Below are 23858 nucleotides of genomic sequence, written 5' to 3' on the forward strand. Positions count from 1 at the left end.
CATGGTTAACAAATGGCTAAGCGCGCTCGGCTCGTCCCGGAATCAGGGCAATTCCTCCGCGACCTGCTCCCACAGCTCGATCTTCACCCCGTTGGGATCGAGAATCCAGGCGAACTTCCCGTAGCCTTCATCGGCAGTGTCGAGCACCTTCACGCCCTTCTTTTTGAGCATCGCGCAGAAGCCATCGAGATCGTGGACGCGCAGGTTGATCATGAAGCCACCCTGGCCCGGCTTGATATACTCGTCGTCGGGGAAGTGGCTGACGAGCGAGTAGGGGTTCTTTTTCGGCTCGTCCGCCCACGCGAACTGCGGACCGTACTCGCCATCGACCCCGAGCATCTCGCGATACCATGCGCGCGTCGCTTCCGGGTCTGCGGCGACGTAGAATACGCCTCCCAGCCCTGTGATCCGTGGTTCGTCACTCATCGCACACCCTCCTGTCCGGCGGGGCGAATCGGCCCCGGTTCACAGTCCCGTTCGGGAGTGTGAACCAGCCGGAAGCAGGAGAAAAGGGAGGCCTATTCGGCGGGAAGCGCCTGGTTGCTGCCCTCGGTCGCCTTGCTCACGACCACGATTGCGATCCATGCGGCAATGAAGCCGGGAACGATCTCGTACAGGCCTTCGCCGCCAAGGAAGCTGGAATTCCATTCGAGTGCGATCCAGCCGCCTGCGACCACCGCTCCTGTGATCAGGCCGGCAACCGCACCCGCACCCGTCATCCCGCGCCATGTCAGCGCTAGAATGATCAGCGGTCCGAAGGCCGCTCCGAACCCGGCCCATGCATTGGCGACGAGGCCGAGCACTTCGCTGTCCGGATCGCTGGCAATGACGATCGCCGCGATAGCCACGAGCGCAACGCAGACGCGTCCGACGTTCACCGCTTCTTTCTCGCTGCAGTCCTTGCGCAGGAACAGACGGTAGAAATCCTCGGTAAGCGAGCTCGACGACACCAGCAGCTGCGAGGAAATCGTGCTCATGATCGCAGCCAGCAGCGCGGCGAACAGGAAGCCCGTCACCAGCGGGTGGAACAGCAAGTCCGACAGTACGATGAAGATCGTTTCGGGATCTTCCACGACGATACCGTTGCGGTCGGCATAGGCGCGTCCGGCAATGCCCATGCCGATGGCGCCGACCAGCGAGATTGCCATCCACGACAGGCCGTAATTGCGGGCCGTGGCGACGCGCTTGACCGTATCGATCGCCATGAAGCGCACGATGATGTGCGGCTGGCCGAAATAGCCGAGCCCCCAGGTCACGGCGCTGATGAAGCCGAGCAATGTCAGGCCCTCGGTCAGGCTGAGGAAGCCGGGAACATCGACTTCCAAAAGCGATGCACCCGCATCTCCGCCCGGGCCGAACAGGACGACCAGCGGCATGACGACAAGAGCCACCATCATGATCACACCCTGCACGAAGTCGGTGAGGCTAACCGCAAGGAAGCCCCCGACCATCGTGTAGGCGAGCACGATCCCGCACGTGATGACGATGCCGAGCATATAATCGCTCATCCCGGCATTCGGGAGCAGTCCCGCAAATGCCGTCTCGAACAGCTTGCCGCCTCCTACGAGCCCCGCAGCGGTGTAGACGGTGAAGAACACCACGATCACGATCGCGGAGACGACCCGCAATGTTGTCGCGCTTTCGGGGAAGCGGTTGGAGAGGAATTGCGGGATCGTCAGCGAATTGCCGTAACTCTCGGTCTGCTCGCGCAAGCGCGGGGCGACGACGAACCAGTTTACGACGGCACCGGCGAACAGGCCGATCCCGATCCATGCCTCGACCAGCCCGGCGGCGTAGAGCGCGCCTGGCAGGCCAAGCAGCAGCCAGCCCGACATGTCGGATGCACCGGCGGAAAGCGCCGCAACGGCCGGGGGCAGGTTGCGCCCGGCGAGCAGATAGCCTTCGCTGTCATCGGTCGACTTGCGCCAGGCATAGAGCCCGATGCCGATCATGAGAATGAAGTAGAGAGCGAGAGAGACGAGTGTTGCGGTTTCCATATCGGAGAGGCGGGTAACAAAGGCCGAGGGTAATGGCCACAGGGCGACCGGAATTAGCAAGCATTGCGCGAAAGCTCGCGCGCATTCCTAAATGTCTTTCGTGGATGCTGCCCTGCAAGAAACTTTCTTCGCGGCGTCGATTGACCGGCTTTCTCGGAGCCGCTCGCCGTCTTGTGAGTTGAGAGATCAAACCCGCCATCAAAGGAGCCACCACCATGAGCCGCTTTTCCGGAAAAACCGTCATCGTTACCGGATCGTCCGGCGGGATCGGGGAGGGCATCGCCCGCCGGTTCGCCGCCGAGGGTGCGAACGTCGTCATCAATTCGCGCAATCGCGACGATTGCGAGGAAGTCGCCGCAACGCTGGACGCGGACCGGACGCTCGTCGTTGCCGGCGACGTCAGCAAATCGGCGTTCGCAAACGAGATCGTGACCAGGACGGTCGAGCGCTTCGGCGGGCTCGATACGCTCGTCAACAATGCGGGCGTCGCGGTTTCGGGCATGCTGCACAAGGCGACCGACGAAGAGATCGACCGGGTGATCGACATCAACGTAAAGGGGGTGCTCTACCTTTGCCGCGCCGCGATCCCGCATCTGAAGACCACCGGCGGATCGATCGTCAATATCTCGAGCGTTTCGGGGACCGGCGGAGATTCCACGCTGCCGATCTACAACGCGTCCAAAGGCGCGGTGACGAACCTCACCCGCGGCCTCGCCCAGCAGATCGGCATGCTCGGCATCCGGGTCAACGCGATCAACCCGTCGCTGACACGCTCCGAGATGGTGGAGGACATCATGGGCAACGAGAAGCTGATGGAGGGGTTCATGCAGCGCATCCCGCTCGGCCGGATGGGCGAGCCGGAAGACATCGCCGCCGCCGCAGCCTTCCTCGCCAGCGAGGACGCGGCGTTCATCACCGGCGTCAACCTCGCGGTCGATGGCGGAGTCAGCTCTTCGAACGGCCAGCCGAATTTCTTCGCCTATATGTGAGGCGGATCAGCCTGCGTCCTTGCTGCGCCTCGCCTTTTTGCGTTCGTGCGGGTTGAGCAAGGTCTTGCGCAGGCGGATGCTCTGCGGCGTCACTTCGACCATCTCGTCGTCGTCGATATAGGCGATCGACTGCTCCAGGCTCATTCGCCGCGGCGGGGTGAGCCGGATCGCGTCGTCCTTGCCCGATGAACGCACGTTGGAAAGCTGCTTGGCTTTCATCGGGTTCACTTCGAGATCGTCGGGCTTGGCGTTCTCGCCGATCACCATGCCTTCGTACAGTTTCATCTGCGGAGCGACGAACAGCTCGCCGCGCTCTTCGAGCATGTTGAGCGCATAGGCGTTGGCCTCGCCGTCTCCGTTGGAGATCAGCACCCCGTTGATCCGGCCTTCGATCGGGCCCTTGTAAGGACCGTATTTCTCGAACAGGCGGTTCATGATGCCGGTGCCGCGCGTGTCGGACAGGAATTCGCCGTGATACCCGATCAGCCCGCGAGAGGGGGCGGAGAAGGTGATGCGGGTCTTGCCCTGGCCCGAGGGCCGCATTTCGGTCAGGTCGGCCTTGCGGCGCTGCATCTTCTCGACAACCGTGCCGGAGTGCTCGTCATCGACATCGATGACGACGGTTTCGTACGGCTCCATGCGCTGGCCATCTTCCTCGCGAAAGAGAACCTTGGGGCGGGAAATGCCAAGTTCGAAACCTTCGCGGCGCATCGTTTCAATCAACACGCCGAGTTGAAGCTCGCCGCGTCCTGCAACTTCGAAGGCGTCCTTGTCTTCGCTCTCGGTCACGCGGATCGCGACGTTCGTCTCGGCCTCGCGGAGCAGGCGGTCGCGGATCATGCGGCTCGTGACCTTGTCGCCCTCGCGTCCGGCAAGCGGCGAATCGTTCACGGAGAAACGCATTGCGAGGGTGGGCGGATCGATCGGTTGGGCGGCGATGGGTTCGCGGACAGAAGGATCGCATATTGTATTTGCGACGGTCGCTTTTTCGAGGCCCGCGAGCGCGATGATGTCGCCCGCCTGCGCGCTTTCGACCGGTACGCGCTCAAGTCCGTCGAAACTCATCAGCTTGGTTGCCCGGCCGGTCTCGACGACATTGCCGTTCATGTCGATCGCGTGGATCGGATCGTTGATCTTGATCGTGCCCGATTGCACGCGGCCGGTGAGCACGCGGCCCATGAAATTGTCTCGATCGAGCAGGGTGGCGAGAAATGCGAACTTGCCGGTCGTGTCGAGGCCCGGTGAGGGGACGTGCTCGGTGATCAGCTTGAACAGCGGATCGAGCGTGCCTTCGCGTGCGTTCTCGTCTTCGCTGGCATATCCATCGCGGCCCGAGGCGAAAAGGGACGGGAAATCCAGCTGTTCATCGGTCGCGTCGAGCGAGGCGAACAGGTCGAACACCTCGTCGAGCACTTCCTGCGGGCGGCCATCGGGACGGTCGATCTTGTTCACCACGACGATCGGTCGCAGGCCCAGCGCAAGCGCCTTGCCGGTGACGAACTTGGTCTGCGGCATCGCGCCCTCTGCGCTGTCGACCAGCAGGATGACGCCGTCGACCATGCTCAGGATACGCTCCACCTCGGCGCCGAAATCGGCGTGGCCTGGCGTGTCGACGATGTTGATGCGCGTCGTCTTGCCATCATGCTCCCACTCAACGCTGGTGCATTTGGCGAGGATCGTAATCCCGCGTTCCTTTTCGAGGTCGCCGCTGTCCATGGCGCGTTCCTCGACCCGCTGGTTCTCGCGGAAAGTGCCCGACTGGCGGAAGAGCTGGTCGACCAGCGTGGTCTTGCCATGGTCGACGTGGGCGATGATCGCGATATTGCGAAGGTCGGAAGACATTGTTCGAATTATCCAAATCAGGTGCCGGAGGCGCGAGATGCGAACCGACGGAAAGTGCGGGGTGCGGGTAGGGCGGTTATGTGGCGGGTTTGCGACAGGCGAGGTGACGCTACGGCAAGCTCTGCCAGTTTCACACGCTGTTGCATTGCAGCATTTCGCGAGCGCCTAGCGCAGCGGGTGGCATTCGGCAAGCTTTCGCGATTTCCGTGCGTTGCCGCCCCCGCGCAACACTGTGTCGGTGTTGCAACAATGCCTCGTTTCGCTGCGGATTCCCTAGGCATGCCGCTTGTGGCGCGAGTCACCCTCCACTATTAGATGGGCAATCGACCACGGGATAAAAAGCATTTAGGGATGCGCGCCGCTACGGCAACCGGGGGGTCGAGGGGATTTTGGAGAGGAGTTTCCATGCGTTCGATTAAGACCGGTTCGACCGGATCGTACCGATTCACCCTGCTGGCAGGTGCCGCAGCCTTCGCTTTTGCCGCGCCGACCGCCGCTTTCGCTCAGGATGCAGACGAAGGCGAGCCAGGGGTGCAAGCGCCCGAAAACAACAACGTCATCATCGTCACCGCCTCGAAGCGCGAACAGACGCTTAAGGAAACCCCGATTTCGGTCTCGGTGACCACCGGCGAGACACTGGAAGCGGCGCAGATCCGCGACGTGCTGGATCTCCAGACGGTCACCCCGTCGCTGCGCGTCAGCCAGCTCCAGAACTCGTCTTCGACGACTTTCATCATTCGCGGCTTCGGCAATGGCGACAACAACTTCGGCATCGAGCCATCGGTCGGCGTCTTCATCGACGGCGTATTCCGTTCGCGTTCGGCAGCCTCGCTTAACGACCTTCCGAATGTCCAGCGCATCGAAGTGCTCAACGGCCCGCAATCGACCCTGTTCGGCAAGAACGCGTCGGCCGGCGTCATCTCGGTCGTGACCCGTCCGCCTCAGTTCGAGTTCGGCGGCAGCGTCGAAGCGAGCTACGGCAACTTCAACGCGCTGGTTCTCAAGGGCGACGTGACCGGCCCGATCAGCGACAATATCGCGTTCTCGATCGATGGCAGCTACAACCGCCGCGACGGCTATGGCAACATCGTCAACCTCGACGAAGACGTTTCCGAGCGTAATCGCTGGGCCGCCCGCGGCCAGCTTCTGATCGAGCCGACGCCCGATCTCAGCATTCGCCTGATCGGTGACTATTCGCGCTTCGATGAAGCCTGCTGCGTCGTCAGCACGCTGGTTGCCGGACCGACCGCACCGGCGGTGTTCGGTGTGGGCGGGGCGCTCAATACCGATTTCTTCAGCTACGACATCTTCCTCAATCAGGTGCCGGTCAACGAGACAGACAATTATGGCGTCTCGGGCCAGATCGACTGGGCGAGCGGCCCGATTTCGGTGACCTCGATCACCGCCTATCGCAAGCTCGAAAACTTCGTCGATCAGGACGTCGACTTCACCAGCGCCGATATCGTCAGCGAAATTCGCGACCAGCGCGTGAAGACCTTCACGCAAGAATTGCGAATTGCCTCGGATTTCGACGGCCCGCTCAACTTCCTGCTCGGCGGCTACTATTTCGATGAAAGCATCGTGCAGGACAGCCTGCTGCTCACCGGCTCGGATGCGCGACCGTTCTTCTCGCTCCTTGCAGGCAATCCGCAGGTGTTCAACGGGGTCGAGCTGGCGCTTGGTCTGCCGCAGAACAGCATTTTCTCGCCAGGCTTGCTGACCAGCGAAGCCTATTCGATGGAAAACCAGTCCTACTCGATCTTCGGCACCATCGATCTCGAGCCGGTTGACGGTCTCGTTTTCACCGCTGGCTTCAACTACACCGACGACCAGAAGGAGTTCGCTCTCGCCGGACAGGCGTTCGACGAGCTGGCCAACATCAACCTCGTCGATGCCTTCATCGCGGGTGCAATCGGTTCGAGCGATCCGGCGGTGATCGCGGCCTTCGCACAGGCTAATCCGGTCGCATTTGGGCAGATTGCGGCGGCAGCACAGAGTCCGGCACAGAACCCGCTGTTGGGTCTGACCCCGTTCCAGTTCCAGCCGCCCTTCCTGACCATCCCGAACGCAGTCGAGGATGGCGAGACCTCGGACGACAAGTTCACCTACCTGCTGCGCGCGTCGTATCAGGCCACGAACGAGGTCAACGTCTATTTCAGCTACGCCACCGGCTTCAAGGCGAGCTCGGTCAACCTCTCGCGTGACAGCCGACCGGTATTCGGCGATTACATCCCCGGCCCGGGCCGTTCACAGATCCTGGCCCCGCCTTCGCCGATACTCAACGCCGGCCTCGCGGTTCCGAATCTTACCACCGGGTCGCGCTTTGCCGGACCGGAAGAAGCCGAAGTCTATGAACTCGGCATCAAGGGTCAGTGGCCGGGCTGGGGCTTCAACCTCGCGGTGTTCGACCAGACGATCAAGGGCTTCCAGAGTTTCCTGTTCACCGGCACGGGCTTCCAGCTCAACAATGCCGGTCAGCAGTCGGTGAAGGGATTCGAGCTCGACACGACGATCAACCCGGCAGACGGGCTGGTGTTCACCTTCGCCGTGACCCACCTCGATCCGGTTTACGACAGCTTCACCGAAAGCCCCGTCGGCGACCTGACCGGAGCGCGTCCGGGTGGCATCCCCTCGTGGAGCCTCGCCACCAGCGCGACTTACACCCACGAGTGGGACAGCGGCACACGCCTGATCTCGCGTCTCGACTACAGCCATGAGTCGAACGAGAACATCAACAACGGCCTGCCGACCTTCGGATCGAACCCGATCTTCAAGCGCGAGGTCAACCTCGTGAACGGATCGATCACGCTGGCGCTCGACAACGGCCTCGAAGTGGGCGCATGGGCCCGCAACCTGCTCGACGACGAGTACATCATCACGGTGTTCGATGGCGTTGCACAGGCTGGAACTGTCTCGGGTTATCCGAGCGGCCCTCGCACCTACGGCGGCGTGGTTCGCTTCAAGTTCTGATCCCGAACGGGACGTTACCAACAGAAAACGGGCCTCGCCGGTGACGGCGGGGCCCTTTTTCTTGTGTTTTCCTATTGTCTTGCCACGCACGATATGGTGCTTTGGCGCTGCTCAACGAGAGGGGGATCTCACGTGGAATGGATGACACTACCGCTGAAGCGCTATGCCGACTTCCAAGGGCGTTCGCGGCGCAAAGAATACTGGATGTTTGTGTTGCTCCAGATCATCGTTCTGGTGATCATGGCGGTGATTGTCGGGATCACCGGTGGCCTCGACGAGAATCCGAGCGGGATTGGAGGGATCGTTTTGATCCTCATGGGCCTAATCTACCTCGGCCTGTTCTTCATCCCGGGCCTCGCGGTTACGGTTCGTCGCTTCCACGACCAGGACAAGTCGGGTTGGTTCATCCTGCTCCAGTTCATTCCGTATGTCGGCGGACTGATCGTTTTTGTGTTTATGTGTCTCGACGGAACGCGAGGTCCCAACCAGTACGGACCCGATCCCAAGGGCATCGGCGACGCTGAGGTCTTCGAATAAGCGATCCGGGTCGCAACCGGGCGCAAGAAGCGCGTTTTTGTATATTGTCCTTGCGGGCGTTTTCTGGTGGCCTGCAAAGCCTGATTAGAGGGGGATCAAGTATGGAATGGATGATAATGCCGCTGAAGCGGTATGCCGATTTTTCGGGGCGTTCGCGCCGCAAGGAATACTGGATGTTTCTGCTGGGCGTCGTGATTGCGGCCATTTTGCTGTCGATTGTTGAGAGCATTCTGGGGCTGTCAGGCATGGTTGGAGGGCTATACGGTCCACTGACCCTGCTGTTGGTCCTCGGAATTTTCATCCCGAGCCTCGCTGTGCAGGTTCGCCGCTTCCACGATCAGGACAAGTCCGGCTGGTTCGTTCTGCTGGGATTCATCCCTTTGGTCGGCGGTCTGATCGTGCTGGTCTTCATGTGCCTCGACGGAACGCGGGGTCCAAACCAGTATGGACCCGATCCTAAGGGCTTTGGCGACGCCGAGACTTTCGAATAAGCCTTCGGCGGAAATCCGAATGAATGAGGGCGGGGCCGCGGCTCCGCCCTTTCTCGTTCCGGATCAGAGCTCGCGGAGCGCCTGTGCCGGTTTGGCTCTGAGCAGCGGCAGCGAACCGCCCAGCGCGAAGGCCAGTACCATCGCGAGGCCGAGCCCGAGCACCCCAAGGACCTCGCCCCAGTCGGGCAGCCAGTCGAATTCGAACATCTGGGTGATGATCACCCAGCCGAGAGCCGATCCCAGCGCCAGCGCGACGCCGGCGAGCGCCAGTGCGATCAGCCCGTATTCGGCGAGCTGAATCATCAGGATTTGCCGCCTGCTCGCCCCGAGAACGCGCAGCACCACGGTGTCGTACATCCGCGCCGCGCGAGCGGCGGCGATCGCGCCCATCAGCACTGCGAGGCCGGCAAGCACCGCCACTGCGGCGGCGGCGAGGGTGGCGAGACTCACCTGTTGCAGGATCGTGCGCGCTTCGGTCAGTATCTCGCCAACTTCGATCACCGAGCTTGAGGGGAACTCCTGCACGAGGTCGCGCAGCAGCCTGCCTTGTTCGGCGGGGTCGGCATCGGCAGGAAGCTCGATAGTCGCGGAGAGATTGTGCGGGACATCGGCAATCGCATTGCGGCTGAAGACCATGGTGAAATTGAAGCCCATGCTTTCCCAGTCGATCTCGCGGAAATTGGCGATCCTCACGTCGCGTTCGGTGCCGAGGATGCCGATCGTGAGGTAGTCGCCGATTTCGACATCGACCGCTTCGGCGAAGCGGGAATCGACCGAAACCAGCGGTTCACCCGCATAATCTTCGCCCCACCATTCGCCTTCGATCACGCGATTGCCCATCGGAACGCTGTCGGCGTAGGTGATCCCGCGCTCGCCGCGCAGCATCCACGCGCCTTCGGGCAGCTCTTCGAGGTCGGCGACACGGACCATGTCGTCCTGCGGTCCGAAGGCGAGCACCGAACCGCGCATCGTCGGGACCGCGCGGATCTGCGCCTCGGGGAAGCGCGTTTCGACCAGTTCGTAAAAGCGCTGCTCGCGATCGACGGGCACATCGAGCACGAAATAATCGGGGGCCTCGCGCGGGACGCGGGTCTGGATATTCCCGTCGATAGCGGACTGGATCGCCGCGAGCAGGACAAAGGCGGCAAGCCCGAAGCCGAGCGCGGTCACGAGAGCGCCGGTAGCCGAGCCGGGCCGGTGGATGTTTGCGAGCGCCGAACGCAGCACCGGGTTCGCGGGGCGGGGGAGCTTGCGAGCGATAAACCGGATCAGCAGGCCCAATGCCGCGAGCGCGATCAAAGCGCCCCCCGCGCCGAGCAGGAAACCGCCCGATAGCATCGGCTGGTCGGTCGTCAACAGGGCCAGCGCACAGATCGCCGCGATCCCGAGGCCGGTGGCGATCAGCGCGCGTTTGTCGCGCGAGAGCGGCACGATCCGCGATCGCATCAGCGCCATCGCCGGGAAGGTGCGTGCGCGCAGCAGCGGCGCGGCGGCAAAGGCGAAGGCGACAAGCAAGCCGTAGGATCCGGCAAGCAACAGCGGGCCGGGCTCGATCACCAAGCCGCTCTCGACCGGCAGCAGCCCTTGGAGGGCCGAACCGAGAAGCGGCGTTACCAGCACGCCGACCGTGAGCCCCGCCGCGCTGCCGATCAGCGCGGCGACCGCGATCTGGAGGGCGTAGATGCGCAGGATGTCGCGCGACGAAGCGCCGAGGACCTTGAGGGTCGCGATACTCGTGCGCCGCTGGTCGAGATAGGATGAAACGCCGCCCGCAATCCCGATACCTGCAATTACCAGCGCAGCGAGTCCTACGAGCGTGAGAAAGTCGCTCATCTGGCCCACGAAGCGGTCTGCGCCCGGCGAGGCACGGTCGCGGTTGCGGAAATCGAATCCAGCGTTGGGGAAGCCTTCTGTGAGTGCTTCCTCGACCGCCTCCGGATTTTGCGACTGGTCGTCGAAGGCGACACGATACTTGCTCTGATAGAGCGAGCCGGGGGCCAGCAATCCGGCATCATAGGGGACTTGCTCTGCCACCAGCACCGTGGGGCCGAGCTGGAACCCTTCGGACAGGCGATCGGGCTCGTTTTCGATCACGCCCGCCGCAGTGAGGTCGACGGTGCCGACCCTGAACGTGTCGCCGACCGCGATTTCGAGCCGGTCCAGCGCGCCTTGTGCCAGATACGCGTCGCGACCGTCCGGTGCGCCGGTCTCGGTGCCGTCGGCAAGCGTGAGCGTGCCGTAGAGCGGCCACTTGTCATCGACCGCCTTCAACTCCACCGGCGCCGCGCGGCTGTCCTCTCCCGTACCGGCGGTCGCCATCGCCTGCAGCCGTGTTCCGCCCGAGATCGTGCCGTATTCGGCAAGCGCCGCCTGTTCCTCATCGGAAAGGTCACGCTGCCATACTTCGATCTCGAGATCGCCGCCGAGCAGCACCTGGCCCGAAGAGGCAAGCTCACGCTCGATCGCCGCGGTCAGCGATCCGATCGCCGCCAGCGCCGCCGTGCCGAGGAAGATGCACACCAGCAGCAGGCGCAACCCGCGGAAGCGGGCATTGAGATCGCGCCGTGCAATGTGCCACGCCGCGCCCCATGAGAGGCCGGAGGTGTCGCTCACTCTGCTGCCTCGGCCCGTGCAGTCTCGTTCCTCGTGTCGGAAACGATTACTCCGTCGGCCATGGTCAGCACCCGCTCGCACTTGGCTGCGAGATTTTCGTCGTGGGTGATGATCAGCAACGTCGCGCCGGTCTCGGCGCGGCGTTCCAACAGCAGTTTGACGACTTCCTCGCCGGTGGAGACGTCGAGATTGCCGGTCGGCTCGTCGGCGAAAATCAGTTCGGGGCGCGGCGCGATGGCGCGGGCGATGGCGACGCGCTGCTGCTCGCCGCCCGAAAGCTGGGTCGGGTAATGCCCGGTGCGATGCCCGAGGCCGACCGCCTGCAATTCGGCGATCGCGCGCGGCTGGGCATCCGCAGCGCCCGCGAGTTCCATCGGGGTTGCGACGTTTTCGGCTGCGGTCATGGTCGGTAGCAGGTGAAACGCCTGAAGCACAATCCCGATGCGGCCACGCCGCGCACGGGCCAGCGCGTCCTCGTCCATCCCGGAGAAATCCGCGCCCGCGACCTCGAGGCTGCCCCCGGTCGCGCGTTCGAGACCCGACAGCACCGCCATCAGCGAGCTCTTGCCCGAACCCGAGGGGCCGAGCAGGGCGACGACCTCGCCGGATTCGATGTCGAGATCGATCCCGCGCAGGATTTCGACCGGCGCGGCAGCGCTGCCGAGCGTCAATGTGAGATCACGGGCGGAGATTGCGTTTGAATTGTTTGTCACGGACACCAGATGGCATAGGGGATGAGTTGCAACAAGATACCCAACTGAGGGGCTGATAGATGCAGATAAGCACTTGGTCGAAAACAATCCGTTTTGCGTGTGCGGCGGCGGTCTTGCCGTTGGGATTGGCGGCGTGCAGCGAAAACGCGAGTGAGGCGGAGGCGGTTCCCGCATCGGGCGCCGCGCGCCTCGATGCTGGCGATACAATGCCCGCAATACCTGTGATGGGGCCGGAAGTGAACATCCTCGCTTTCGGCAACAGCCTGTTCGCCGGATACGGGCTCGGCGAAGGCGAAAGCTACCCCGCCAAACTCGAGGCTGCACTCAGGGCACGGGGCGTCAATGCGGTGATGTCCAATGCCAGCGTCTCGGGTGATACCAGCGCGGCAGGCCTCCAGCGGCTCGAATTCGTGCTCGATGCGCAGGAGTCTAAGCCCGACCTCTTCATCCTCGAACTCGGCGGAAACGATCTGTTGCGCGGGCTCTCTCCGGCGGAGACCGAGGCCAATCTATCTGCGATGCTCGAAGAATTGCAGTCCCGCGATATCCCGGTGCTGATCATGGGGATGCGCGCACCGCCCAACTACGGACCCGAATATCAGGCCGAATTCGACGCGCTTTACGGCGAGTTGGCGGAAACATACGGCACCGCGCTGATCCCGTTCTGGCTCGAAGAGATCTACGAGGACCAGTCGCTGTTCCAGTCGGACCGGATCCACCCGACCTCCGAAGGGATCGAAACCCTGGTGGCATCGACGCTCGACGATGTTCAGCAGGCCATTCCGGAGGACAAGGGCGGTTAAAGCCGCTCCAGCTTCCCTCGGCTCACCCGCCAGGTCGCCGCCTCGCTTTCGATCTCGGCGAAAGGGGCGAGTTCGGTTCCGGTCATCCATATCTGCGCCTTGCCCGTGCCCAGCCGGCGGAACAGCTCCGCGCGGCGAACAGGATCGAGATGCGCGGCAACTTCGTCGAGCAGCAGTACGCTGGGGCGACCGGAAGAGGCGAGCACGCCGTGAGCGAGCGTGATCGCGATCAGCATCGCCTTTTGCTCGCCGGTCGAGCAGGAGGCGGCGGGGACGCCGGAGGAGGCCATCACCACGTCCAACTCGTCGCGATGCGGACCCGAGAGGGCGCGACCGGCTGCACGATCTCTGGGGCGCGCGCGTGCGAGTTCGGCGAGCAGCTCGGCGACATCGGTGGGGCCGCCGGGACGATAAGCCAAGATCGGGCGGGCGAAAGGCTCGGGCGGCACCGCGGACAATTCGTCCGCCAAAAGGTCGATCAGCCGTGCGCGGTTCTGCGCCACTACTGCACCGTGCTGCGCGACCTGCGCTTCGATCGCGTCGAGCCAGCGCGGTTCGCCGCCGGTTTCGAGCAGTTTGTTGCGTTCGCGCAGGGCATTTTCGAGGCTGGTCACGTGTTTGGCGTGTCCCGGTTCCACCGCGAGTGTCATCCGGTCGACGAACCGCCGCCGTGCGCCAGCGCTATCGGTGAACAGCCCGTCCATCGCCGGGGTCAGCCATGAAATCGCCAGCCACTCGGACAGCGCACTGGCGGGAGCGTCGGCGCCGTTGATGCGAACCAGGCGGCGGTTGGGACGGTCCGGCTCGGTGTAGGTGCCGATCCGGGCGGAGACTTGCCCCTGCTCGATCAGGCTGGCGCCGATGGCAAAGGCACCGGGTTCGTCCTCGGGATTCGCCCGGCGCGCCAGTTCGGCAAGGTTTGCCCGCCGCAGCCCGCGGCCCGGACTGAGCAGCGAAAGCGCCTCCAGCACATTCGTCTTCCCCGCGCCGTTTTCTCCGACCAGCAGGTTGAAATGAGCCGTCTCCACGAGCTCGCTCGAGGCATGGTTCCGGAAATTCTGGAGGGTGATCTTGTCGAGCGCCATGGCTGGTCGGTCCCTAGCATGCGCGGGCCGAGAGACCACCAAAAAGGCCGATCCCAACAGGTGGGGAAATTTCCCAAATCATGGGATTTGTTAACCTGTGGTTCAGTTTCGAGACCAAGCGAAACCGCAGAAGTCCGCCGTTTTTCGAGTTTGGCACACCTCCTGCAAAGTGTTTGGCATCAACGGCGACGGCCCTGAAAGCCCAGCCACAACACAAAGGAGACCTTACAATGTTTGCGCAATCTTTCTCTGACCGCTTCGCCGCAGCCGCTTTCTCGATCGCGATCTCGGCAGCTTTCTTCGCCTACGCAATCATCCCCGCCAGCCCCACGCTGATGGCCTGATTGCCAGTCCAACCTCTCACACAAGGATACCCCGCAATGCTTGGCAATGAATTCGGCACCCGCCTCTTCGCCGCCGCCTTCTCGGTGATCGTATCGGCAAGCGTTCTTGCCTACGCGATTGTCCCGGCAAGCCCCGGCCTCGCTTGATCGAACACCCCTCTACGAATGAAAGGAATATCTGTAATGTACTCGTTCTTCGACCTCGGTGGCACGGCAGTCGCCCGCATCGCAGCCGGCGTCGGTGCCACGATCATCACGGTCGTGCTGATGGCAACCGCCATCGTCCCGGCCAGCCCTGCAACCCCCTTCGTTCTGGGAGCCCTCGCATGAGCAACCTGACCAACCGCAATGGCGGCGCGCCGCAGACCGGCTACCGCCTCGACAAACGCAATGGCAAGCTGTTCGGCGTCTGCTCGGGACTTGCGAACACCACCGGCATCGATGCCACCGTGTGGCGCATCGGCCTGGTTGTCGCGACCCTGCTGGGTTTCGGCCTGACGATCCCCATCTACCTCGCTGTCGCACTCATCGCGGACTGATCTTGGCGCAACGAAAAGCCGACCCCGGTTTTCGGACCGCCAAGACCGATCTGATCAAACCGGGAAGGGGCCGTTCGGCCCCTTTCTTGACTCTTACATCGCGGAAATACCGCCATCGAGCTTGATCTCGGCGCCGGTCATGAAGCGGCTTTCGTCGCTCGCCAGATAGACCACCGCATTGGCGATATCGTTGGGCTCGCCGACGAATTTGAGCGGGATCTGCCGCGCAAGCTTTTCCATCAGCACATCCTTGTCGAGTGCGTGCGCCCGCGCGGTGCCGTCGAGGATCGGCGTGTCGACGAAGGTCGGGTGCACCGAATTGCAGCGGATCTGCATGTTCTTCTTGGCGCAGTGCAGCGCGATCGATTTCGACAGCATCCACACCGCCGCCTTGGACGAATTGTAGGCGGGCATCGTGTCGCTCGCGATCAGCCCGGCGATGCTGGAAATGTTCACGATCGACCCTGGCGCATGCTCGCGCATCAGCGGCAGAGCCTTCTGGCAGCCGTGGAAGATCGAATCGACGTTGATCGAAAAACACCGTTTCCAGTCGTCGAACTTGCATTCTTCGATATTACCGGGGACGCCGATCCCGGCGTTGTTCACCAGCACATTGAGGCCGCCGAGGTTCTCGCGCGCGGCATCGACCGCCGCTTCCCACTGCGCGGGATCGGTCACATCATGCTGGATCGAGAAAGCGGTGCCTGCGCCCATCTCGGCATTGACGATCTCGGCTGTTTCCGCCGCACCGTCTCCATTGATGTCGGTCGCAATCACCCGCGCACCTTCCTGCGCGAGCCGGATGCAATGCGCGCGGCCCAGCCCTTGCGCGCCGCCGGTTACCAGCGCGAGTTTTCCTTCGCAGCGTCCTTGGCCTTTGGTCGTCATTTGAGTTCCTCTCCGAGATATTCAGGTGTCAGCAGCATGCCGATGCGTACATCGACACCGTGCCCCGCCGCGCGCCAGTCCGCAACGAAACTTGCAAGCTCGCCGAGTGGCACACGGTGGACGGTGATGGTTTCATCCTCGAGCCCGCCGCCTTCGCCGACCTTGGTGAGGCCGGTCGCACGCAACAGGGTAAAGCATTCGGAGACCATGCCGGGCGAGGAATAGAATTCGCCCAGAACCTCGAGCCGGTCGGCGTGGTAGCCGGTTTCTTCCTCGAGCTCGCGCGCGGCGGCGGTGGCTGCATCCTCGCCTTCCTCGCCGTCGTCGTCGCCGATCAGTCCAGCCGGGATTTCGAGGCAGAAGCGCGAGAGCGGCACGCGGTACTGGCTGACGAGGATCACGTGGCGGGTGCCGTCATCATCCTCGTCGAGCGCGATGATCGCCGCCGCGCGAATTCCGCGTGCGCGTCCGACATATTCCCAGCGCCCGCGCTGCTTGGCCGTGATGAAGCGGCCCGCCCAACGGGTTTCCTCGGGGAGGTCGGCGTCCTTGTCTTTGGTGAAATTGGCAAATTCGCGAGTCATCGCGACCCGCCCTAAACTTCGATCAGTCGGTCGGGAAGCTCGTTTTCGTCCTCATCGCCGCGCGGGAAGTGTTGCGAAAGCACGAAGCCGACATCGCGCACTCCGATCGCCATCCCTTCGGCAATGCGGCCCGCCTTGATCTCGGCGAGCATGTCTCCCATCGCTTCGCCCCAGACCTCTGCGGAGACTTTCTCCGCAATCGGCCGGTCGGCGACGATCTCGGCGCGATGTTCGCTCATCGAGAAATAGATCAGGATCCCGGTTCGGCCATGAGTGCGACGTTCCGCGCCGACCTTGAAATGCTTGATCGCCTGCTCGTGCACGCGCGTGGTCTTTACCGGATTGGGCACGAGCAGGAATTTGAGCGGCTGCCACATCTGGACCAGCAGCACCGTGACAAAGGTGATCAGACCGAGCGCGATCGTCATGCTCGCGAGTTCGCCGATCGACCATTCGTGGCCCCATCCGCCGATCAGCCTGTCCCAGAAATCGAGGAAGGGCTGCGGGATGGCGGCAAACAGGCTCATCGCGGTGAAGCTTGCGCCGATGGCCCACCACAGGGCGACATCGGTGTAGCCGTCGCTGCGATCGGCCAGAACGGTGAGGATTTCGCCCGAGGTGGTTTGCTCCGCCTCGCCCACGGCGTCGGAGACGATCTTGCGTCCTTCGTCGGTCAGATACGCCATATCACCATCCCCCCGAAGCGCCGCCGCCTCCGAACGATCCGCCACCGCCCGAGAAGCCCCCGCCGCCGAAGCCGCCTCCACTGCTGCCGCCGCCGGACATCGCCCCGCGCGCAATCGCGCTGCCGATCTCCCACAGGATGATATCGCCGGCGGTGTCGGTCCAGTCGCGGCCGCGATCCCGCTTGCCCCACGGGCCTTCGCCTTTCGAGCGGTATTTGCGGCGACGGTTGGCACCGCGGATGATCGGCAGGACGAAGAAGAAGAACATGAAGCCAAGCCAGATCAGCGCCCCGAATGGGAAGCCGCCTTCGCGCGAAGAGCTTTCGCGCTGCTGGCCCGCCTCTTGCGCAACCCGCGCCGCTTCATCCGGCGGCAATTGCAGCTGCTCGATGATCGCATCGGTCCCCGCGACGATCCCGCCGGGCATGTCACCCTCGCGGAAACGCGGCAGGATCCGGTTCTGGATGATGAGGTGCGACAGCGCATCGGTGAGATAACCCTCGAGGCCGTAACCGACCTCGATCCGCACTTTCCGCTCGTTTGGTGCCACCAGCAGCAGCGCCCCGTCGTTGCGTTCCTCATCGCCGAGGCCCCATTCGCGGCCCAGCTGATACCCGTAATCCTCGATCACGTAGCCATCCAGCGAAGGCACGGTCGCGATCACAAGCTGGCGCTGGGACTGGGTTTCGAGCGCCTCTAGCTTCGCCGTCAGCTGCGCCTCGACGTCGGGCGGGATGATATCCGCATTATCGACCACGCGCCCGGTGAGCTCCGGAAATTCCGGCTGCGCCGCGAGCGGGGACGCAAGGAGCGCCCCCGCTGCTGCGAGGATCAGGAGAAGGCGGCGAAACACGCCGGTCAGTTCGACGTCATATCGAGCTGCGGGGCTTCCTCGGCGCCCTCGGTCACCGCCGAATAGGGCACCAGCGGCTCCGCGCCGTGGATGATGTTCGCGCCGATCGTGTCGGGGAAGGTGCGGATCGTGGTGTTATACTTGCGCACCGCCTCGTTGTAGTCGCGGATCGCGACCGCGATGCGGTTCTCGGTGCCTTCGAGCTGGCTCTGCAACGCGAGGAAGTTCTGGTTCGACTGGATCTGCGGATAGGCTTCGAAGCTCGCGAGCAGGCGGCCGAGGCCCTGGCTCAGCTGGCTTTGCGCGGCGGCGAGTTCGGCCATCTTGGCCTCGTCGCCGAGATCGTCGGCAGTGACATTGATCGAAGTCGCGCGCGCGCGCGCTTCAGTCACCTCGGTCAGTATGCCGCGCTCATTCTCGGCGGCACCCTGCGCGACTTCGGCGAGGTTGGGGATGAGGTTCGCGCGACGCTGGAACTGCGCCTCGACATCGGCCCATTTGGCTTTCGCCTCTTCCTCGGCGGCGGGAACGGAGTTGATCCCGCAGGCAGCCAGCGTGAGCGATGCGGCTGCCACGAGGACAGCGCGGGTAACGGTCTTCAAATTCATCGAGATCCCTCCGGAATGGCGCGCCCATGGAACGGGGAGAGGGCGCGCAGGTCAACCTGTATTGTCGATATAGCACACCGCAGGGCGCTTTCAAGAAGTCCACAGCCGCTTCTGCGGGCGCTTGGCAGGCGCACAAACTGCTGTAAAACCTCGCTCAGGCAGGAAGTTTGATGGGGATCACCATGCTGACCGAATTCAAGGAATTTATCGCCAAGGGAAATGTGCTCGAGCTCGCCGTCGCGGTGATCATCGCGGGCGCGTTCGCAACGATCGTCAAGTCTCTGACCGACGAGGTCATCATGCCGGTCGTCGGGTTCCTCTTCGGCGGGGCGGATTTCTCCAGCTACTTCATCCTGCTCTCGGTCCCCGATGGCTACACCGGCTCGATGACAGACTATGCGGCGCTGAAGGAAGCGGGCGCGGCGATGGTGGGCTATGGCGCGCTGATCACCGCGATCATCAATTTCCTGATCCTCGCCTTCATCATCTTCCTGCTGGTGCGCTACGCCAACAAGGTCACCGCGCAGTTCGAGAAGAAGGAAGAGGAGGCCCCGGCCGAGCCGGAAGGTCCGAGCGAGATCGAACTGCTCACCGAAATCCGAGATGCACTGAAGAAATAGGCTCTAGCGCCGGGCCCGAGCCGCGCGCTTATCCTATACACTTCACATTAAGCGGGCAGGGCCTATATAGGCCTTGCCCGTTTCGGCGGGCTATGGCGATAAATTGCTGCGTGCAATAGGCGCAACGGACCCGGGGGCAGTACCCGGCGGCTCCACCATAACCCTCGGTATTCACGAGGTTTTTGACGGGGCCGAACCAGGATCGACGTGGGCTGAAAAGCGTAGTTTTTGCCCGGGCTGAGTAACCCGTAAAACTGTTCAAAACTCATAAGTGCAAACGATAACGAAGCACTCGCAATCGCTGCGTAATTTTAAGGCCTAGCGGCCTGAATTTACAAAGCTAAAGCGCGGTTGGACCCACCGGGCAACAGAAGGGATACCGGGGCTCCGGGGGTAGCTAGCAACAGAAACCCCCACTTCCTTTCTTACAGGAGTGCGTCCGCCATGTTGGACTTTGTTCTGGTTGCGGCTGCGTGGATGCTAGATCGACAGGTGAAGACCTATGACGCTTCGGGAAACCTGTTGCCCGATGACGGTGAGTATCAGCGCAAGGGTGCAGAGACAGTCTACGTTTTCGGCGAGTTCATGCGTGACAACGGTATGCTGTGTGACGGCGTGACCGTAGAGCGGACACGCGAATTCCAGCTCAGGATGTCAGAGCTGACCGAAGAAGGGCAGGCCTTCGCCCGCGCGCATCTCGACAAATGGATGAAGAGCCTCGATCGTAAGGGGACCAGCGCCGCAGTGGATTCAAGCGGCCTTGAGCGGCGACTGCGTGGCTTCAGGCAACGCGCGAGTGCCAAGCCCAGTTGAGTGGCTCAGCTTCCAGTCTCACCATCCGTTTGCTCGGATCGCAGTGCCTCGAGTTCTTTCTTCGCTTTCAGCCCGTCGAGGATCGCGGCTCCGCCCAGGAATACCGCGCCGCTGGTGGCAAGGAACAGCGCTTCGCCCCAATAGCTCGGATACTGTTCGAGATAGTGAACCCCGCGGGTCATCGCCCCCAAAGCCAGCGCATAGATGATCACGAAGGCTTCGAACCTGTTCTTGATCACAAACAGCCTTCCGATCTTGCGCAGCATTCGCTCTCCTTCGTTAACCTCTTGCAGAGCAATCCTTGTGCCAACGCCGGAAGCGCGCGGGATCGGCTGGTTAACGTGCGAGCGAGTGTAAGCGCATCCGACGCGAAACGCCAAACGCGTTAACTTTGATTAATCCAGTTCCGTGATGGCAAGCGCGGCGAGCAGTGCCGTGCGTGCGGCGACCACCTGCGTGGTTAACGCCTCGCTCCACAGATCGGCAGGATCGATCTGCTCGGGCCAGTGCTCGGATATGACCTGGTCCAGCAGGTCGGCCTTGGCCTCGTCGAGCAGGAAACGCGGATCGACTGTCGCCGGATCGCACACGACCCGCAGCCGCAGGCAGGCGGGGCCGCCGCCATTAGCCATCGACTGGCGCACGTCGACCGGGATGACTTCGCGGATCGGACCGTTCGAGGCCATCATCGCCTCGCAGTATTTCCAGACAGCAGCGCTCTCGCGGCACTCCTCGGGGACGATCAGCGCCATCGAGCCATCTGGCAGAGTCAGGAGCTGGGCGTTGAAAAGATAGGTGCGGATCGCTTCTTCGAGGCTCACTGCATCGCTCGGCACTTCGACCACTTCCAGCGCCGGGAAGGCTGCGCGGATCGCGTCATAGGCTCCCTGCTGGTCGGCGAAGGCCTCGGCATGGGTGAACAGCACCCGCTCGTTGGCGACCGAGACGACATCGTTGTGGAACGCGCCGGCTTCGATCGCGGCAGGGTTCTGCTCGATGAAAACGCATCTTGCCGGATCAAGCCCATGGCGCCTTGCGATCAGGCGGAAGGATTGTTCATGCTGGCGTGCGGGGAACTTGCCGCCGGGGCGGCCAAAGACGAACACTTCGACGCCTGCGGTGCCGTGGCCTTCGCAGAATCGCATATGGTTCGCCGCGCCTTCATCGCCGAACGTCACCGGCGCAATGTCGTGCACGGCGAAATGGTCGCCATTGCCGAAGGCGACCTCGAGCATGCGCTTGGTGTCGGGCCATTCCTGCGCCCGGTGGAGCATGGTCACGAGGTTCGCCGGGGTGAGGTGGCACTTGCCGTCTCTCGTATCCGGCGCGGGGCTGACCGTCGCGGCATTGGCGGTCCACATCGAAGAGGCAGACCACGGCGCCGCGCGCAAGGCGCGGTCTTCGGTCCCGTCATAGGCGAGCGCTTCGGCCAGTGCGTGGTTGGGGCGGGGCAGGGGCAGCAGGAAGCCCTGCACGCCCAGCCGCGCAAGGTTCCCGCGCATCTTGGCGACGCCTTGCAGCGCCGCCGCGCGCGGATAGGACGTATCGCCCTTGTGACTCGCACTCGCGATATTCCCGAGGCTCAACCCTGCGTAATTGTGCGAGGGGCCGACGATCCCGTCGAAATTGATTTCTACCAGACTCACCGCGCCACACTCCAAACGGTGTCGCCCTCGCTTACGTCGAGCGCGTCTGCGGCTGCGGCGTCGATTTGGATCCCGCCATCGTCGTCGAATTTGCGTGCGCCATAACAGGCGCGGAAGCTCTCGAGCCTGCCGGTCGCGAGAATGGCGCGTTCGCCTTCCTTGAGATCATGGCCGGTCAGCTTTGCCGCCACGCTGTTCTTCACGCTTTCAACGTCGTCGGTATGCGCGACCATGGTCGGCCCGCCATCGAAAATGTCGACATAGCCTTCGTAGCGAAAACCTTCATTCTCCAGCATGCGCATCGCGGCGCGTCCGGTCGGGTGGGGCACGCCGATCACGCTGCGCGCATCCTCGCTCAGCATCGAGATGTAGACCGGATGCTTTGGCATCAGGTCGGCGATGAATTGGTTTCCGTTGATGGCGTTGAAATAATCGGCTTCCTGGAAACTCATGCCGAAGAACCGGCCCGCAACTCCGTCCCAGAAAGGCGATCCGCCGCGCTCGTCGATGATCCCGCGAAGCTCGGCGATGACCTTGTCGGCGAAACGCTTGCGGTGCATCGCGATGAACAGATAGCGGCTGCGGGCGAGCAGCAGGCCCAAACCTCCGGCGCGATTGTTGGGGTGGAGAAACAGCCCTCCGACTTCGCTGGAACCTTCGAGGTCGGTGACGAGGCTGAGCAGTTCGGCACGGACGGTACGGTCGAGTTCGGCGCTGTACTGCGTCAGTGTATTGAGCCGGTAGGAATAGAACGGCCACTGCTGGCCCACCATCGTCATCAGCTGGCAGGTGCCGGCGACTTTCTTGGTTTGAAGGTCTTCGAGCACCAACACGAATTGCTCGTCGGTCAGCTCGTCGCCGGTGTTGGCGAAAGCTTCCGCCGCGCGTTCGAGCTTTGCAGTGAGCGCCGGGCGGTCCGGAGGCAGGTTGGTGAACCCGCCGCCGGTAAGCTTGGCCATCTCGTAAAGGTGCTCGAGATCGGAAGTGCGCGCAGCGCGCAGGCGAAAGGTCAAGTCAGGGCTCCTTCGGCAAGGCGGGAGATAACGAGCGCCGAGAGCGCCGCGCGTTCCTTGAGGCTGGGAACGATCAGGAATTCGTCCGCGGAATGGATCGAGCCGCCGCGAACGCCCATCGTGTCGACCACGGGCACGCCGCAGGCGGCGATATTGTTGCCATCGCACACGCCGCCGGTCGACTTCCACCCGATGTCCTGTCCGAGTTCGGCGCCGCACGCCTTGACGAGATCGAACAGGCGCTGGGCCTGATCGTCGACCGGTTTGGGCGGACGGGTGACTCCTCCGTGGCGATGGGCGGTGATTTCATGCTTCGATTCAATTTCGCGCAGCAAATCGTTGAGTGCGCTATCGAAACCTTCCATCGCCACGGTGCTCTTGGGGCGGATATTGAAGCGCAGCACCGCATGGTCGGGCACGACATTGTTCGGCCCCCCGCCTTCGAGTTTGGCGGGATTCACGGTGATGTCCTCGCGCTCCATCGCCTTGAGCCGCAGGATCAGGTCGGCAGCGGCGACGATCGTATTCCGGCCGTCCTCGGGATTGCGACCCGCATGCGCGGACTTGCCGGTCAGCGTGATCGAGTAGTTGCCCGTGCCCCCGCGCGCATGCGCGAGCGTCCCGTCGGGCAGCGCGGCAGGTTCATAGGTCAGTGCGGCGAGCTTCCCGCGCGCCATCTCGGCGATGAGATCGGCGCTGGCGAGCGATCCGGTTTCCTCGTCCGAGTTGATCAGGATGTCATAGCCAAGTGATCCCGCCGCGCCGGTCGCTTCGACCGCCTTGAGCGCGTGGAGCATCACCGCGATCCCGCCCTTCATGTCGGCGACGCCAGGGCCGTTGAGCACGTCGTTGTCGAGCCAGGTCTGCTCCTGAAACGGGTGATCCTTTGGAAAAACCGTGTCCATGTGGCCGGTGAACAGCAGGCGGCGATTGGCAGTCGGGCGGACGCGCACGACCAGGTGCTTGCCGTTCTCGATGGCGAATTCGCTGCCGTCGGCGGCGATTCCCGTGACCGGGGCGGGATCGACCAGTTCGACCTTTCCGGGAAGTGCGGAAAAGGCATCCGCGAGCGCGCTCGCCTGCTTCTTAAGACCTTCGAGATGGCCGGTGCCGGTGTTGATAGCGCACCAAGTCTGCACGTCGTCCAGCATCGACGCTGCGTCAATCTGGGCGTCAATTTGCGAGAGAAAATCAGGTTTCATATGCGACGGTCTCTAGCGGGCG

The 23858-nt window shown here is 63.0% G+C and carries 26 protein-coding genes and 1 other RNA gene; 12 read left to right on the top strand and 15 right to left on the bottom strand.

The annotated features are described in order from the left end of the window. Window positions 1-42 precede the first annotated feature (42 nt). Complete coding sequence (locus ACI5KX_RS06080; protein WP_406809782.1) at window positions 43-426, bottom strand: VOC family protein; 384 nt, start codon at window positions 424-426, stop codon at window positions 43-45. A gap of 92 nt (window positions 427-518) precedes the next feature. Beyond that, complete coding sequence (gene putP / locus ACI5KX_RS06085; protein WP_406809783.1) at window positions 519-1997, bottom strand: sodium/proline symporter PutP; 1479 nt, start codon at window positions 1995-1997, stop codon at window positions 519-521. A gap of 215 nt (window positions 1998-2212) precedes the next feature. Here putP and ACI5KX_RS06090 point away from each other — a divergent pair, with 215 nt between their 5' ends. Then, complete coding sequence (locus tag ACI5KX_RS06090; protein WP_406809784.1) at window positions 2213-2986, top strand: SDR family NAD(P)-dependent oxidoreductase; 774 nt, start codon at window positions 2213-2215, stop codon at window positions 2984-2986. 6 nt (window positions 2987-2992) lie between these two features. On the opposite strand, the gene typA is transcribed toward ACI5KX_RS06090, so the two are convergent. Continuing rightward, a complete protein-coding gene (gene typA, locus ACI5KX_RS06095) occupies window positions 2993-4828 on the bottom strand; it encodes a translational GTPase TypA (protein ID WP_406809785.1) in 1836 nt (611 codons plus the stop codon). 405 nt (window positions 4829-5233) lie between these two features. Here typA and ACI5KX_RS06100 point away from each other — a divergent pair, with 405 nt between their 5' ends. The 3 genes from ACI5KX_RS06100 to ACI5KX_RS06110 all read left to right on the top strand — a co-directional run bounded on the left by ACI5KX_RS06100 (window position 5234) and on the right by ACI5KX_RS06110 (window position 8826). Further along, entirely contained in the window at window positions 5234-7798 is a 2565-nt protein-coding gene (locus ACI5KX_RS06100; protein WP_406809786.1) for a TonB-dependent receptor, read from the top strand. Window positions 7799-7939: 141 nt separating this feature from the next. Beyond that, a complete protein-coding gene (locus ACI5KX_RS06105; RefSeq protein ID WP_406811330.1) occupies window positions 7940-8335 on the top strand; it encodes a DUF805 domain-containing protein in 396 nt (131 codons plus the stop codon). Between the two features lie 101 nt (window positions 8336-8436). After that, window positions 8437-8826 (top strand): DUF805 domain-containing protein, encoded by a 390-nt coding sequence (locus ACI5KX_RS06110; RefSeq protein WP_406809787.1) that lies wholly within the window; start codon window positions 8437-8439, stop codon window positions 8824-8826. 63 nt (window positions 8827-8889) lie between these two features. Here ACI5KX_RS06110 and ACI5KX_RS06115 read toward each other — a convergent pair whose 3' ends face one another. Beyond that, window positions 8890-11439 (bottom strand): ABC transporter permease, encoded by a 2550-nt coding sequence (locus ACI5KX_RS06115; protein WP_406809788.1) that lies wholly within the window; start codon window positions 11437-11439, stop codon window positions 8890-8892. Then, window positions 11436-12152, bottom strand: a complete 717-nt coding sequence (locus ACI5KX_RS06120) for an ABC transporter ATP-binding protein (RefSeq protein WP_406809789.1) — start codon at window positions 12150-12152, stop codon at window positions 11436-11438. The genes ACI5KX_RS06115 and ACI5KX_RS06120 overlap by 4 nt, the downstream gene beginning before the upstream one ends. Window positions 12153-12211: 59 nt before the next feature. Between ACI5KX_RS06120 and ACI5KX_RS06125 the strand changes: the two genes are divergently transcribed. Beyond that, a complete protein-coding gene (locus ACI5KX_RS06125; RefSeq protein ID WP_406809790.1) occupies window positions 12212-12955 on the top strand; it encodes an arylesterase in 744 nt (247 codons plus the stop codon). Here ACI5KX_RS06125 and recF read toward each other — a convergent pair. Then, window positions 12952-14040, bottom strand: coding sequence for a DNA replication/repair protein RecF (recF, locus tag ACI5KX_RS06130; protein ID WP_406809791.1), 1089 nt, complete (start codon window positions 14038-14040; stop codon window positions 12952-12954). The genes ACI5KX_RS06125 and recF overlap by 4 nt on opposite strands. 230 nt (window positions 14041-14270) lie before the next feature. Between recF and ACI5KX_RS06135 the strand changes: the two genes are divergently transcribed. Genes ACI5KX_RS06135 through ACI5KX_RS06150 form a run of 4 tightly spaced genes read left to right on the top strand, consistent with a single transcriptional unit; the run spans window position 14271 to window position 14923 of the window. Beyond that, the gene (locus tag ACI5KX_RS06135) at window positions 14271-14384 is read left to right on the top strand and encodes an enoyl-CoA hydratase (protein ID WP_406809792.1); all 114 of its coding nucleotides are present in this window, start codon (window positions 14271-14273) and stop codon (window positions 14382-14384) included. Window positions 14385-14420: 36 nt separating this feature from the next. Further along, window positions 14421-14531, top strand: a complete 111-nt coding sequence (locus ACI5KX_RS06140) for an enoyl-CoA hydratase (protein WP_406809793.1) — start codon at window positions 14421-14423, stop codon at window positions 14529-14531. A gap of 36 nt (window positions 14532-14567) precedes the next feature. Then, window positions 14568-14714 (top strand): hypothetical protein, encoded by a 147-nt coding sequence (locus ACI5KX_RS06145; protein ID WP_406809794.1) that lies wholly within the window; start codon window positions 14568-14570, stop codon window positions 14712-14714. Beyond that, window positions 14711-14923 (top strand): PspC domain-containing protein, encoded by a 213-nt coding sequence (locus ACI5KX_RS06150; RefSeq protein WP_406809795.1) that lies wholly within the window; start codon window positions 14711-14713, stop codon window positions 14921-14923. The genes ACI5KX_RS06145 and ACI5KX_RS06150 overlap by 4 nt, the downstream gene beginning before the upstream one ends. 93 nt (window positions 14924-15016) lie before the next feature. On the opposite strand, the gene ACI5KX_RS06155 is transcribed toward ACI5KX_RS06150, so the two are convergent. Genes ACI5KX_RS06155 through ACI5KX_RS06175 form a run of 5 tightly spaced genes read right to left on the bottom strand, consistent with a single transcriptional unit; the run spans window position 15017 to window position 18542 of the window. Next, complete coding sequence (locus ACI5KX_RS06155; protein ID WP_406809796.1) at window positions 15017-15811, bottom strand: SDR family oxidoreductase; 795 nt, start codon at window positions 15809-15811, stop codon at window positions 15017-15019. Next, on the bottom strand, window positions 15808-16395 hold the full coding sequence (locus ACI5KX_RS06160; protein ID WP_406809797.1) for an NUDIX hydrolase: 588 nt from the start codon (window positions 16393-16395) through the stop codon (window positions 15808-15810). The genes ACI5KX_RS06155 and ACI5KX_RS06160 overlap by 4 nt, the downstream gene beginning before the upstream one ends. Window positions 16396-16406: 11 nt before the next feature. Continuing rightward, window positions 16407-17081, bottom strand: a complete 675-nt coding sequence (locus tag ACI5KX_RS06165) for a TPM domain-containing protein (RefSeq protein ID WP_406809798.1) — start codon at window positions 17079-17081, stop codon at window positions 16407-16409. A 1-nt stretch (window position 17082) separates the two neighbouring features. Then, the gene (locus ACI5KX_RS06170) at window positions 17083-17934 is read right to left on the bottom strand and encodes a TPM domain-containing protein (protein ID WP_406809799.1); all 852 of its coding nucleotides are present in this window, start codon (window positions 17932-17934) and stop codon (window positions 17083-17085) included. A gap of 5 nt (window positions 17935-17939) precedes the next feature. Then, entirely contained in the window at window positions 17940-18542 is a 603-nt protein-coding gene (locus ACI5KX_RS06175) for a LemA family protein (RefSeq protein WP_406809800.1), read from the bottom strand. A gap of 182 nt (window positions 18543-18724) precedes the next feature. Here ACI5KX_RS06175 and mscL point away from each other — a divergent pair, with 182 nt between their 5' ends. The 3 genes from mscL to ACI5KX_RS06190 all read left to right on the top strand — a co-directional run bounded on the left by mscL (window position 18725) and on the right by ACI5KX_RS06190 (window position 19975). Beyond that, on the top strand, window positions 18725-19162 hold the full coding sequence (gene mscL, locus ACI5KX_RS06180; RefSeq protein ID WP_406811331.1) for a large conductance mechanosensitive channel protein MscL: 438 nt from the start codon (window positions 18725-18727) through the stop codon (window positions 19160-19162). 37 nt (window positions 19163-19199) lie between these two features. After that, window positions 19200-19543, top strand: a transfer-messenger RNA (tmRNA) gene (gene ssrA, locus ACI5KX_RS06185). Between the two features lie 63 nt (window positions 19544-19606). Next, complete coding sequence (locus ACI5KX_RS06190) at window positions 19607-19975, top strand: hypothetical protein (protein WP_406809801.1); 369 nt, start codon at window positions 19607-19609, stop codon at window positions 19973-19975. A 5-nt stretch (window positions 19976-19980) separates the two neighbouring features. Here ACI5KX_RS06190 and ACI5KX_RS06195 read toward each other — a convergent pair whose 3' ends face one another. The 4 genes from ACI5KX_RS06195 to ACI5KX_RS06210 all read right to left on the bottom strand — a co-directional run bounded on the left by ACI5KX_RS06195 (window position 19981) and on the right by ACI5KX_RS06210 (window position 23785). Then, window positions 19981-20241, bottom strand: a complete 261-nt coding sequence (locus ACI5KX_RS06195) for a hypothetical protein (protein WP_406809802.1) — start codon at window positions 20239-20241, stop codon at window positions 19981-19983. Between the two features lie 129 nt (window positions 20242-20370). After that, window positions 20371-21621 carry an N-succinylarginine dihydrolase gene (locus tag ACI5KX_RS06200; RefSeq protein ID WP_406809803.1) on the bottom strand — a complete coding sequence of 417 codons (1251 nt, stop codon included), beginning with the start codon at window positions 21619-21621 and terminating at the stop codon, window positions 20371-20373. Further along, window positions 21618-22634: an arginine N-succinyltransferase gene (locus ACI5KX_RS06205; protein ID WP_406809804.1), complete on the bottom strand. Its 1017-nt coding sequence runs from the start codon at window positions 22632-22634 to the stop codon at window positions 21618-21620. Before ACI5KX_RS06205 ends, ACI5KX_RS06200 begins: the two co-directional genes overlap by 4 nt. Next, window positions 22631-23785, bottom strand: coding sequence for a hydrolase (locus ACI5KX_RS06210; protein WP_406809805.1), 1155 nt, complete (start codon window positions 23783-23785; stop codon window positions 22631-22633). Before ACI5KX_RS06210 ends, ACI5KX_RS06205 begins: the two co-directional genes overlap by 4 nt. Window positions 23786-23858: the final 73 nt, after the last annotated feature.

It is taken from the genome of Erythrobacter sp. GH1-10 (assembly GCF_045363165.1).
Classification (GTDB): domain Bacteria; phylum Pseudomonadota; class Alphaproteobacteria; order Sphingomonadales; family Sphingomonadaceae; genus Erythrobacter.

Bases quoted from the DNA above. Each gene is read 5' to 3' on its own strand.
- ACI5KX_RS06150 (WP_406809795.1), top strand. From the start codon at position 14,711: ATGAGCAACCTGACCAACCGCAATGGCGGCGCGCCGCAGACCGGCTAC.
- ACI5KX_RS06160 (WP_406809797.1), bottom strand. From the start codon at position 16,395: ATGACTCGCGAATTTGCCAATTTCACCAAAGACAAGGACGCCGACCTC.
- putP (WP_406809783.1), bottom strand. From the start codon at position 1,997: ATGGAAACCGCAACACTCGTCTCTCTCGCTCTCTACTTCATTCTCATG.
- ACI5KX_RS06140 (WP_406809793.1), top strand. From the start codon at position 14,421: ATGCTTGGCAATGAATTCGGCACCCGCCTCTTCGCCGCCGCCTTCTCG.
- ACI5KX_RS06080 (WP_406809782.1), bottom strand. From the start codon at position 426: ATGAGTGACGAACCACGGATCACAGGGCTGGGAGGCGTATTCTACGTC.
- typA (WP_406809785.1), bottom strand. From the start codon at position 4,828: ATGTCTTCCGACCTTCGCAATATCGCGATCATCGCCCACGTCGACCAT.
- ACI5KX_RS06190 (WP_406809801.1), top strand. From the start codon at position 19,607: ATGTTGGACTTTGTTCTGGTTGCGGCTGCGTGGATGCTAGATCGACAG.
- ACI5KX_RS06090 (WP_406809784.1), top strand. From the start codon at position 2,213: ATGAGCCGCTTTTCCGGAAAAACCGTCATCGTTACCGGATCGTCCGGC.
- ACI5KX_RS06210 (WP_406809805.1), bottom strand. From the start codon at position 23,785: ATGCTGGACGACGTGCAGACTTGGTGCGCTATCAACACCGGCACCGGC.
- recF (WP_406809791.1), bottom strand. From the start codon at position 14,040: ATGGCGCTCGACAAGATCACCCTCCAGAATTTCCGGAACCATGCCTCG.
- ACI5KX_RS06100 (WP_406809786.1), top strand. From the start codon at position 5,234: ATGCGTTCGATTAAGACCGGTTCGACCGGATCGTACCGATTCACCCTG.
- ACI5KX_RS06145 (WP_406809794.1), top strand. From the start codon at position 14,568: ATGTACTCGTTCTTCGACCTCGGTGGCACGGCAGTCGCCCGCATCGCA.
- ACI5KX_RS06155 (WP_406809796.1), bottom strand. From the start codon at position 15,811: ATGACGACCAAAGGCCAAGGACGCTGCGAAGGAAAACTCGCGCTGGTA.
- ACI5KX_RS06105 (WP_406811330.1), top strand. From the start codon at position 7,940: ATGACACTACCGCTGAAGCGCTATGCCGACTTCCAAGGGCGTTCGCGG.
- ACI5KX_RS06135 (WP_406809792.1), top strand. From the start codon at position 14,271: ATGTTTGCGCAATCTTTCTCTGACCGCTTCGCCGCAGCCGCTTTCTCG.
- ACI5KX_RS06195 (WP_406809802.1), bottom strand. From the start codon at position 20,241: ATGCTGCGCAAGATCGGAAGGCTGTTTGTGATCAAGAACAGGTTCGAA.
- ACI5KX_RS06165 (WP_406809798.1), bottom strand. From the start codon at position 17,081: ATGGCGTATCTGACCGACGAAGGACGCAAGATCGTCTCCGACGCCGTG.
- ACI5KX_RS06125 (WP_406809790.1), top strand. From the start codon at position 12,212: ATGCAGATAAGCACTTGGTCGAAAACAATCCGTTTTGCGTGTGCGGCG.
- ACI5KX_RS06175 (WP_406809800.1), bottom strand. From the start codon at position 18,542: ATGAATTTGAAGACCGTTACCCGCGCTGTCCTCGTGGCAGCCGCATCG.
- ACI5KX_RS06110 (WP_406809787.1), top strand. From the start codon at position 8,437: ATGGAATGGATGATAATGCCGCTGAAGCGGTATGCCGATTTTTCGGGG.
- mscL (WP_406811331.1), top strand. From the start codon at position 18,725: ATGCTGACCGAATTCAAGGAATTTATCGCCAAGGGAAATGTGCTCGAG.